The sequence below is a fragment of the Alcanivorax sp. HI0083 genome (genome assembly GCF_001635175.1).
This window is the reverse complement of the sequence record NZ_LWFX01001489.1, coordinates 1-929: the sequence shown is the minus strand read 5'-3', so window position 1 is coordinate 929 and position 929 is coordinate 1. Positions and strand designations below refer to the sequence as shown.

The following is a 929-nucleotide window of genomic DNA, read 5'->3' as shown; positions in this document are numbered from 1 at the left end:
CTCTATTCACGCGGCTCCTTCAGCTCACTGAATGCGGTCGACCTGGCCGCATTGCACCGCCCCGGGTCGGAATACACGGAATTCCTGACGCCCTCCGGCATGGTCACCGTGGATTACAACTTCACTGACCGCCTGAGCATGAAGTCCTTCTATCAGTATGAATGGCGTGCGGCAAACCTGGACGGTTGCGGGACCTTTTTCTCAACCCTGGACAACACCGCACTGGGCTGTGATGCCACCTTCTCCAGCTCCGCCGTCATTCCGAACCAGGATGCCTACAACGCCGGTGCCTACATTCCCCGCAGGGATGAAAATGAACCCAAGGACGGCGGTCAGTACGGCCTGAAGTTTGACTACGCGTTCCCGGAATCCAAGGCCAAGATCGGCACCTACTTCTTCAATTATCACAGCCGACTGCCTTACTACTCGGTGACCAAGGAAGACAGCCCGCTCCCCCAGGGTATCACCGCGGGCAACGATATCGCCTACTTCTATGAATACCCGGAAGACATTCAGGTATTCGGCCTCACCGCCGACAAGACCTTTGAAGGCGTGGGCAACCTGGCGCTCAACCTGAGCTACCTGCCGGACATGCCGATCCAGATCAATACCCCTGACCTGACCACGGCTCGCGTACTGGAGGCCAACGGCGTTCCCGCTGCGGCAGCTTCCGGGCTCGCGACCATTCCGCAGGGCACCATCGACTACGTCTACAACTCCGGCAGCGAAGTGCACGGCTTTGAGGAGTTTGACATTCAGCGTGCCGAGCTGGCCTTCACCACCATCATCCCCAAGTTGATGGGCGCGCAGAAAACCGTCGTTTCCATGCAGGTGGGCTCGGAATTTATTCCTGATCTACCCAAGCAGGACCAGATGCGCTTCCGTCGCCACACCAACTTTGGTGTCGGCGAACTGGGAGAAGACGGTTA

The 929-nt window shown here is 58.2% G+C and carries 1 protein-coding gene; it reads left to right on the top strand.

Features of this window, described 5'->3' with window-relative positions; all coding sequences use genetic code 11:
* Positions 1–929, top strand: a 929-nt coding sequence (locus A3754_RS22585) for a DUF1302 family protein (protein ID WP_156497156.1), incomplete at both ends; no start/stop codon positions are given.